7 protein-coding genes and 2 pseudogenes are annotated in these 9,545 nt (G+C 58.3%); 8 read left to right on the top strand and 1 reads right to left on the bottom strand.

What is annotated here, in order from left to right; all coding sequences use genetic code 11:
• Window positions 1–79: 79 nt before the first annotated feature.
• Window positions 80–232: pseudogene (locus AWB69_RS50160) on the top strand (MFS transporter); the annotation flags it as partial.
• Between the two features lie 397 nt (window positions 233–629).
• Entirely contained in the window at window positions 630–1,808 is a 1,179-nt protein-coding gene (locus AWB69_RS44260; protein ID WP_062093082.1) for a porin, read from the top strand.
• A 166-nt stretch (window positions 1,809–1,974) separates the two neighbouring features.
• Here AWB69_RS44260 and AWB69_RS44255 read toward each other — a convergent pair whose 3' ends face one another.
• The gene (locus AWB69_RS44255) at window positions 1,975–2,991 is read right to left on the bottom strand and encodes an ABC transporter substrate-binding protein (RefSeq protein WP_062093081.1); all 1,017 of its coding nucleotides are present in this window, start codon (window positions 2,989–2,991) and stop codon (window positions 1,975–1,977) included.
• 255 nt (window positions 2,992–3,246) lie between these two features.
• Between AWB69_RS44255 and AWB69_RS44250 the strand changes: the two genes are divergently transcribed.
• From AWB69_RS44250 to AWB69_RS51155, 6 genes and pseudogenes are all read left to right on the top strand, one after another.
• Entirely contained in the window at window positions 3,247–4,245 is a 999-nt protein-coding gene (locus AWB69_RS44250; RefSeq protein WP_082913870.1) for a LysR substrate-binding domain-containing protein, read from the top strand.
• A 328-nt stretch (window positions 4,246–4,573) separates the two neighbouring features.
• Window positions 4,574–5,575 (top strand): Bug family tripartite tricarboxylate transporter substrate binding protein, encoded by a 1,002-nt coding sequence (locus AWB69_RS44245; protein ID WP_231937446.1) that lies wholly within the window; start codon window positions 4,574–4,576, stop codon window positions 5,573–5,575.
• Between the two features lie 28 nt (window positions 5,576–5,603).
• Window positions 5,604–6,467 (top strand): amidohydrolase family protein, encoded by an 864-nt coding sequence (locus AWB69_RS44240; RefSeq protein WP_062093079.1) that lies wholly within the window; start codon window positions 5,604–5,606, stop codon window positions 6,465–6,467.
• Window positions 6,468–6,612: 145 nt separating this feature from the next.
• Window positions 6,613–8,664, top strand: a complete 2,052-nt coding sequence (locus AWB69_RS44235; protein ID WP_062093078.1) for a tripartite tricarboxylate transporter permease — start codon at window positions 6,613–6,615, stop codon at window positions 8,662–8,664.
• Between the two features lie 155 nt (window positions 8,665–8,819).
• Window positions 8,820–9,347 carry a carboxymuconolactone decarboxylase family protein gene (locus AWB69_RS44230; RefSeq protein ID WP_062093077.1) on the top strand — a complete coding sequence of 176 codons (528 nt, stop codon included), beginning with the start codon at window positions 8,820–8,822 and terminating at the stop codon, window positions 9,345–9,347.
• A gap of 81 nt (window positions 9,348–9,428) precedes the next feature.
• Window positions 9,429–9,503: pseudogene (locus AWB69_RS51155) on the top strand (IS6 family transposase); the annotation flags it as partial.
• Between the last annotated feature and the right edge of the window lie 42 nt (window positions 9,504–9,545).

Below are 9,545 nucleotides of genomic sequence, written 5' to 3'. Positions count from 1 at the left end.
TTCGTACTCTCTACTGCGAAAGATCGTCGACATTTAGCCGCGCAAAAACCTCCCCAACGGGTTCCGCTGACGGATACCGAGCAATCAACTCGGTGAATTCGAATCCGGGGTGACAGCCACGGCGTTCGGTGTCATCGGCTCGGTCGTGTTCGGCGGATGCGCGACGATCCTTATCAGCGTCGCATGGAGTCGCCTGTTCAAACCGCTCGCCCGGCGAGATACCTTTCATTAACCGACGTGCATTCGAGCAGGTATCAGGAAATTTCTTTCCATATAATTAGGAGTCTTGACTAAGCATTCTGAGCGCTCCTGCAATCCGGCACGGCGGAAGCGGCACGCGGCGAAGGCCGGCAGGCTGGCTGGCTGTTGCCGCAGCATACGCGTGGGATCTGACGCTTCCTCACGACAGTCCGAGCCTGAGGACGGGGCGGGTCCGTATACTCGTTTGCCATGTGTGGCTTAACCATTCGGTCAATCGCAAGGTGGTTTTTTTCAATGGACTTACAGCGTCGCACTGTCAAAATCACACTGAGTTCACCCAATAAATAAACAGAGACAACGTGATTCACCATCGCACGGCAACTGCCGGCACGACGGAGGATCGCGGATTATAAGGAGACAGTGCAACTATGATCTACAGGACCGCAATATGCGCTTGCGTGGCGCTGACAAGTATTGCGCCGGCGTGGGCACAGGACGAAAGTACCGGCCCGGGCATTGCGAGCACGGCGAGCATGCCGAGCACCTCAAGCGCAGGCACGGCAAGCTCAAGCTCGGTCACTCTTTACGGTTCAATCGACGAAGGGGTGCAGTACCTCAGCCACTCGTCCACCGGCAAGACTACCTCGCCCGCTTTTCAAGTGGGCGCGGGGATGGCGACTTCTTTCTGGGGTTTACGCGGTGTAGAGGACCTGGGCGGAGGTCTGAAAACCATATTTAACCTGGAAGGCGGCTTCTCGGCCAATAACGGCACATCGAGTCAAGGCGGGCGTTTGTTTGGACGGCAGGCATATGTCGGCCTCGATGGAAAGTATGGTCGTCTCACGTTCGGTCGCCAATACACCATGCGGTTCTATGCCACCTCGGCCATCAATCCGTTCGGCGATGGAGCACAAGGCCTTACCACGCTGGACAACGGAATTGCCAATGCCCGCGCTGACAACGCCATCAGCTATCGCGGTTACATCCTCCCCGGGCTTGAGGCCGGGGTCAATTATAGTTTCGGTCGTGATGGTGTCGCGGGTACGCCTGTTAGCCAGGTCGCCACGAATTGCCCGGGGCAGACGACGCCCTATCAGCAGTGCAAGGAATGGTCGGCACTGCTGAAGTATACCGGCAACTCCTGGGGCGCAGCGACCGCGTACGAGCGTAATAACGGCGGCACGTCGGCAACGTATGGCGGTCTGACTTCACCAAGCCTCTCAGACAGCCGGTTCATCGCGGGCGGATACGTGGAGGCAGGTCCTGCCAAGATCGGCCTGGGCTGGATCAAACGCACGGATCTGGGTATTTCCACGCCGAGGAGCAATCTTGTCTGGCTCACGGGCACGGTGCTCGTGGCCCCGGACATTTCCATCGACAGCATGCTGGCGGAACTCAAGTATGAACACTCGCCTAACAAGGCTATCGTAGAAGTATTGCGCGGTGTCTACTCGCTGTCCAAGCGCACCGCACTCTATGTGACCGGAGAGCACATCCAGAACGGCGGCAAACTCGCTATTGCGGCGAGCACCATGCTGCCCGTTGCCGATCCCCCGCCCGGAGGCGCGCAAATTTCCATCATTGCGGGTATCAGGCATCGATTCTGAATCCCCTGATCTGATCCAGTGGCCACACATGGTGCTCTGGCGAATCGCACCCCAAGAGTTGGACAACAGTTCAGCCCCTGGGGTGTTTTTTCACGTTGCACGACGGCATTTTGGTTTCGAGCGCTGTCCCGGCATGGGAAGGTGAGCCCTGGCCGCCCCGACTGGTTCAGCCGAGCAGCTTTGCCGCGGCTTTCGCAGCCGACATGTCGGCGACTGCGGCGATAGGTTGCTTGCGCGTCAGGCTGCCTAGATGTATGAACATGTCCTGCTCATAACCAATGTCTTCATCGGTCAGCGTCAGGTCTTTGGAATAGGGCTGCTGCACCTGGTTGAAATTCCAGATCGCCTGAGCCGACGCCTCGTCGAATTTTTTCTGGGCATGCTTGCGTGCTTCGAAGAAGGCGTCATGCGCTGCGGGCGACATCAGGTAGTCGTAGAGCGCCCCATAGGCGGCCATTACCGCTACCATGCCCTCGTGCTTGTCCCGGAGCGCTGAATCGGAGGCATATGCGGTCTGGAAGATCAACTTCGGCAGCGCCTGCCACATGTTGCCCTCGCTGATCACCACAAGGCCGTCCTTGTCGTTCAGATGCGAGATGCTCGAGCAGCACGCATCGGCCTCGCCCTTTACGACTGCCTCATAGCACTGATCGTTGCTACCCTTGTCGACGAATTTCACCTGCGAAGCGTCGATGCTTTTCTCTTTCATGAGCTGCCGCATCAGCGTATGCAGCAGGCCCTGGGCCGGCCCCACCGCAACCGTCTTGCCCTTCAAGTCGGCGAGCGACTGGATCCCATCAGGCTTTGCAAAGACGGTCAGCGCGCACTTCTTCATACCAGCACCGACGATCTTGACCTTCGCGCCTTGTTCGATTCGCGACAGAACCATGTTGTAACCCGACACCATGCAGACGTCTGCGGCACCGGAGGCGATGGCATCGAAGGGGCCGGTCGCGCCGGGTATCTGCACGATAAGCGTATCAGCGCCGAACCGCTTAAAGTAGCCTTGCTGGTCCATCAGGACGTTCAGAGTGGCATTCTCCAACCCCGGGTTGCTGACAATCCTGAGCTGAGTGGAGGTGGCCCGCGCGACGTAAGGCGCGGCAAGGCCGCCTGCAACGAGGCCCAGCCCCAAGAGGCTGGTGCTGCGCAAGAAGCGGCGACGGTTGAACGTCTGGGTCATCGAAAGTCTCAGTGCGCCGGCTGATCTGGCGACTTGTAGTGAATGAAAGAAGACATCGCCGCACGATCACTGCACGGGTGGTCCGGGCCAACGTGGGCGCTTTAGACGGACTCGGTAAGCCTGTCCGGATTTTGTCGGTAAGCTATCCCCTCGTCGATTGAATAAAACTGGCCTCGACTTAACGAAATGGTAAAATATGCGCCGAAACAAAACCTGTTTGGCAAGGGTAGACGAGGGTAGACGAGGGTAGACGACGTGTCAGAATTCGACTGGTACCTGCAGATCAACCTTAAGGCGCGGCACCTGCGCCTGTTGGTGACGATCGATACATATCGCAATCTGACCCAGGTGGCCGATGTCACCCATGTGACTGTGCCCGCCGTGTCGAAGTCGCTGGCCGAGCTCGAACGCGGACTCGGACTCACGCTGTTTTCGCGTACTGCGCGCGGCTTGGTGCCCACGCCCTATGGCGATTGCCTTATTCGCCATGCGCGATCCATGTTGACTATCCTCCATCAAGCCCGAGACGATCTCAAAGCCCTGAGTTCGGGAACCGAGGGGAAGGTGTACATCGGCATGTTGCCGGCCTCAGCCTCCGTGCTGTTGCCGCAGGCGCTGAGCTTCTTGAAGGAACGGTCGCCGGGAACCAATGTGATGGTCACTGAAGGTACGACGGCGTCGCTGCTGCCTGAGCTCTGGCAAGGCCGGCTCGACCTGGTAGTGGGCCGCCTGCCGCCACCTACAGACACGCACGGCAGCTTCGAGGAAAAGGAGCTTCTCGAGGAGCCGGTGGCTCTGATGACGGGCCATCACCATCCGTTGGCCCGTAAGAAGACCCTGGACTGGTCAGACCTGCGCTCCTACCCTTGGATCCTGCCGCCGCCCGGTTCTATACTTCGCGATCCCCTCGAACGGGTACTCGAAGCGCATGACGTGCCGCTGACCAATAACTACATCGAGACACTCTCGATTCACGTCGCACGAGCGCAGTTGCAGGTCTCGGATTTCATCGCCGTCTTGGCTGGCATAGCTCCCAACGACACGACGCAGCCTCTTTATACGCTGCCGTTAAGCTTGCCTCGGCTGCTCCGCCCGGCCGGCGTGCTGTGGAATCGCATCCGCGGTTTGTCACCCAGCGCGCAACTCATGGTTGCGTGCCTGGAGGAGGCCGCTCAGCGTCTGAGCACGGGCTCCACGACCACACCGCGCGGGATCAAGCCCGCCGCTAAAGCAAAAGCTAAGCGACCCCAATAATCCTCCTCGCGCGATAACGGCGCGGGCGGAGCATTGACTGTGTTCAGCGCCGGCAAAGACCCGGGCGCCACCCCTCATAGCCGAGATGGTCTGGCCCTGCCATCTATCTGCCTCACACTCCTTAACCATTCTCTCAAGCCCCGAGTCTTATTTCTCAATTGACCTGTGGCGGCACGCTGGCAAAATCTGGATGCGTTAACGGAGACACCGTGATCCACCATCGAGACGCCGACAGTCTCAGGTTTTGCCACGATGGCGGATCGCGGATTACTACAAAGAGACGATGACTATGAACTTCAGAAGCGCACTATGCGTTTGCGCGGCGCTGATGAGTATTGTCGCGACGGCTGTTGCTGCACCCGCTTCTGGTCAGTCGGTCGAACAGTTTTATCACGGCAAGACCCTCACGCTGGTTGTCAGTGCCGACGCGGGTACTCCAACCGACATCATTGCGCGTCAGTTCGCGCGATTCTTCGTCAAGTACGTGCCCGGTCAACCCCAAGCGGTGGTGATGAACGTAATCGGGGCGGGCGGGATGGTCGCAGCAGCCTCCCTCCAGTCCAGACAACCTAGCGACGGCACTGTCATAGGCTTCCTGCAGCGCAACAATCTCTATATTCCGTTGCTTGATCCACGGCAGAACAGATTCGACCCGCGGGCAGTGAGGTGGCTTGGCAGCCTCAACTCGGTTGACTACTGTTTGGTCGCGATGACCCGTTCCGGCGTGACCACGGCTGATGATCTCTTTCACAAAAAAATGTATATGGGTGCAACTGGCTTCGCTAACGAAGATCGGACGCTGCCCGCGCTGCTCAACGAGTATCTCGGTACGAAGATAAGCATTGTTCCGGGCTATACCGGGCGTGGCGAGGTGTATCTCGCGATGCAGCGCGGCGAGATCGATGGCTGGGCCTCAACCACTGATGGGCTGCAGCAGGGCGAGCCGGTGCGCATGCTCGCCGAGGGAAAGATGAAGGTGCTGCTGGAACTGCGGTGGAATAAATCACCTGCCTTCCCTGATGTTCCGAACCTGAGCGCCTATGTCACCAAGCCTGAGGTCAAGGCCTTGCTCAACTTGTTCCTGTTGCCATTCCAGGCTGGAAGGCCCATCGCGGTGCCGAAGGATGTGCCGCAAGATCGTCTCGATGCGCTGCGCGTAGCTTTTTCAAGGACGATTGCGGATCCTGAGTTCATCGCAGCGATGAAAAGCCAGGGTTATCCGATCGATCCAATCGACGGAGCCGCGGTGGAACGGATTGTCAACACGCTGTACGCCACGCCCGAGGCATCCCTCGCGAGCGCACGCAAGCTTATTTATAGCCCTGAATAACGCCAAATCTCCAAAAGGCCCAATCGACATGAATCCAGAAATAATCGACATTCACCCCCACATCATTTCAGGGGACGCTGTCCGCTACCCCATCGCACCCAGCCAGGGACATCGCTCGGACTGGTCTTCCACGCGTCCGGTTACATTCGAACAACTGATCGCCGAGATGGATGAAGCCGGCGTTGCCAAGGCTGCAATCGTGCATTCCTCCACAACGTACGGTCACAATAATGCTTATGTGGCTGACAGCGTGGCGAAGCAACCGAACCGGTTCACCGGTGTCTATTCGTTTGATTTGCTTGCGCCCGATGCGCTGAAGACCTTCGATTACTGGCTGGCCCACGGCATGGGCGGGATTCGGCTTTTCACCGGCGGGGCGACACACCAGAATGACGGACGCTGGCTGGTCGACCCGGCGACCTTCCCGGTCTGGGAGCGTTGTGCGGAGATCGGCATGACCATGGTGGTCCAGACAACGCTCGCCGGATTGTCGATGGTGACCGAACTGGCCGAACGTTTTCCAACAGTCAAGATAGCACTCGATCATTGTGCGAGGCCCGTTCTTGATGGCGGCGCTCCCTACACGGCCTGTGCGGAATTGTTCGATCTGGCGAAGTATCGCAACGTCTACCTGAAGATCACGCCGCGGACCTTCGATCTTGCGCAAGCGGCGCCCGGGGGGGCAGAAGCGTTTTTTCCGCATTTCGTGAAGGTGTTCGGGGCAGATCACCTCGCATTTGGATCGAACTATCCGGCGTCGCAGGGACCGTTGAAGAAGTTGATAGATCAAGGACACTCCTGCTTCGCCACGCTCGGCGAAGAGGAGCGCGCCTGGATTTGGGGCGGTACGGCGCGAATCCTTTATCCAGCGCTCGCCAGTGGAGAGTCTTGATGTCGAAGAGATAGACGCTGGCGCACCGGATCAGCGGACGGTAATCACTGCCTGCTCATATTTCATCGATCCGGCGCGCTCGCGTTCGACCCTCACTGGCTCACTGCGTGAGTCAGCTTAGCTTGGCTCCTAATCAGGATGACTCATGCATTTCTTCAACGACGCAACTCTGTCGGCAGCCGGCCACGCGCTGTCGATGATTTTGCAATTTCATCGTCTTGTCTTTCTTTGGTTCGGCGTCCTGATTGGGCTGGCGATTGGATTATTGCCCGGCATAGGTGGGCTTACCGGCTTTGCGCTACTGGTGCCCTTCACCTACACGATGGATCCCTACGCGGCTTTTGCGATGTTGCTCGGCATGGCTTCGGTCATTACGACTTCGGACGTGATCCCGGCGGTGCTCTTTGGTGTGCCAGGACACGCAGCGTCGCAGGCGACCGTGCTCGACGGGCTGCCCATGACCAAGCGCGGCGAAGCGGCGCGCGCACTGAGCGCGTGCTACACGTCCTCGTTGCTTGGAGGATTGATCGGCGCGCTCATCCTCGCAGTCTCATTGCCGTTGGTGCGGCCTTTTGTGCTCTCCATTGCCACGCCCGAAATGCTGGGGCTGACCATTTTCGGCCTTTCGATGGTCTCGTCCCTATCCGGCAACTCGCCGCTAAAAGGAGTCGTCGTAGCATGTTTCGGTATTTTGATAGGCATGGTTGGCACCAATGTGGAGACCGGGCAGATGCGTTGGACAGACAACCTTCTCTACCTGCAAGACGGTATTCCGATCGTGCCGATAATACTTGGCGTCTTCGCGCTGCCCGAGCTGTGCGATCTCGCTATCCGACGCACGGCGATAGCCGAAAATTTCAAGTTCAGTTCGCGCGAAGGCATGCGGCAGGGCGTCACTGACACGTTTCGGAACTGGTTCCTGGTCCTTCGTTGCGGAACGCTGGGCGCTATCCTCGGGGCGATCCCGGGGATCACCGGGGCGGTGACGGACTGGATTGCCTATGGCCATGCGCTGCAAACTTCGAAAGGCGCCAAGGAAACCTTTACCAAAGGGGATGTGCGCGGCGTGATTGCACCTGAAGCGGCAAACAACGCACGAGAGGGTGGCAGCCTGGTGCCGCTGCTCGCTTTTGGTGTTCCCGGCGGCGCGGTTCAGGCCATCCTGCTCGGCGCGATGATGGTGCATGGGTTTATCCCCGGACCGGACATGCTGACCAAGCATCTCGACGTGACCTATTCCATGGTCTGGTCCATCGCGCTTGCCAATATCTTCGGTGCGGGTCTGTGTTTTCTGCTCAGCGGGCAATTTGCCAAGGTCTCGACACTACGCTACACGCTCATCCTTCCGGTGATCATGCCCATCATTTTCATCGGCGCCTTTCAAGGCTCGCAAAGCTGGGGCGACATGTTCGTTCTGCTGATTGCCGGCCTGATCGGCTGGACCATGAAGCGCCTGAAATGGGCACGTCCACCGCTTATCCTCGGTTTGGTGCTCGGAAAATTGATGGAACGTTACATGACGATCTCCTTCATGCGCTATGGCATGAATTGGACAACGCGACCGATCGTCATCGTCCTTCTTTTGTTCGCTGCGCTGATCTTTTTTAAACCGCTGTCAAAGCTCGTGCGCAAGGGCGGATTTGCACGGCTGCGACCGTTCGGGGGGGGCAGGGGGGGTGTCAAATTCAAGCTCGAAGACCTCACTTATGTTTTCTTCATCGGTATCGCGATTTGTATGCTGGTGACTGCGCAGACGTGGGTCTTTTTAGCCCGGATAGGGCCGACAGTGGTCGCAAGCATTGTCGTCATCGCGGGCGCGGCCAGTCTTGCATATAAGGTTTTCGTCGCTCCGGCACAGGCCGGGCTGGCAAATACCGGCGGTGGCGTACATATGGATTCGACGGTCGACCCCGAGAACCTGCTGCCAATCAAGACGGTGTTGATTCGCGCAGCGAGGTTCTTTGGCTGGTTTATCGCATTTCTCCTCTGCATGGCTTTGATCGGCATCATGCCGACGGTGCCGCTGATGATCGCTGCCTTTATGCGTATCGAGGGGCGCGAGTCCTGGCGGCTCTGTCTCATCCTCGCGGTCTGTGTGACGGTTTTCGTCTTTGGTGTATTCGACCAGATCCTTCATATCCCCTGGCCTAGCAATCTCATTGGGCAGTGGGTCCCTGGGCTGGTGGGAGGCGCGTGAGCTTGTCGTCGCTGCTGGTTTATTTGGGCGCATGCAAGCCGCTCCGCGGGTTAAAAAGCACAAGGTTTTAGTTCCAGAGCAGAAGTCCAGTTGGTACAGAGCGTGCCAATGCGGGCTCCTGCGTTGACATCGTTTCATATGAGGGAGATAGAAAGATGGAAAATCGACTCGAGCGTATCGACCCGGAAAAGGCCACCGAGGAACAGCAGAAAGTCATCGCCCGGCTGGGTGAAGGGCGGGGGCGCATTCCCACACCGTTCAACATCTGGCTGCACAACCCGCATCTGGCCGAAGGAATGGAGATCATCGGCACTCACATTGACCATTCGCCGGTACTGAGTGAAGCGGAAAGCGAAGTGGCGATCCTCTCGACAGCAGTCTTCTGGAACGCGCCCTATGTGATCGCCAACCACAGCCGGCATGCTCTAAAGGCTGGCGTTCCCGAAGCGGTGGTCACCGCCATTCTCGAAAAACGGCGACCCGAACTGGTGGACGGGCGCCTTGGTGTGGTCTGCAACGCAGTCTGCGACATCCTCGCCGGGGCCAAGATTGACGATGCGCGCTTCGCTCATTACGAGGCCGAACTGGGCCGCGCGGTGAATGCCGAGCTGCTCATCACCGTAGGCTATTTCACCTCGGTTTCGCTCGCTATGAGCCTGCACGCGCTTGAGCCCAAGGGCTGAGAGTTCAATCCTCGTCGGGCATCGGGATTCTGTTGCGCGGGCTCTGTCAAGTTGATGGGGAGTCGGCGGTAGAATGAAATGATGAAGAAAACGAAATCGCTTTGTCACGGTCACCGCTTCCCTGCCGTCGTCATCAGCTGCGCGGTTCGCTGGTATTGATATGACTTTGCGTGTCAATGGTGACGTTGGGTTTCAGGT

Source organism: Caballeronia udeis (genome assembly GCF_001544555.2).
Taxonomy (GTDB): Bacteria; Pseudomonadota; Gammaproteobacteria; order Burkholderiales; family Burkholderiaceae; genus Caballeronia; species Caballeronia udeis.
The sequence above is the reverse complement of the archived record's forward strand: the minus strand, read 5'-3'. Positions and strand labels throughout refer to the sequence as shown.

Coding starts and splice junctions, on each gene's coding strand:
- AWB69_RS44260 (WP_062093082.1), top strand. CDS start 630: ATGATCTACAGGACCGCAATATGCGCTTGCGTGGCGCTGACAAGTATT.
- AWB69_RS44255 (WP_062093081.1), bottom strand. CDS start 2,991: ATGACCCAGACGTTCAACCGTCGCCGCTTCTTGCGCAGCACCAGCCTC.
- AWB69_RS44245 (WP_231937446.1), top strand. CDS start 4,574: ATGAGTATTGTCGCGACGGCTGTTGCTGCACCCGCTTCTGGTCAGTCG.
- AWB69_RS44240 (WP_062093079.1), top strand. CDS start 5,604: ATGAATCCAGAAATAATCGACATTCACCCCCACATCATTTCAGGGGAC.
- AWB69_RS44235 (WP_062093078.1), top strand. CDS start 6,613: ATGCATTTCTTCAACGACGCAACTCTGTCGGCAGCCGGCCACGCGCTG.
- AWB69_RS44230 (WP_062093077.1), top strand. CDS start 8,820: ATGGAAAATCGACTCGAGCGTATCGACCCGGAAAAGGCCACCGAGGAA.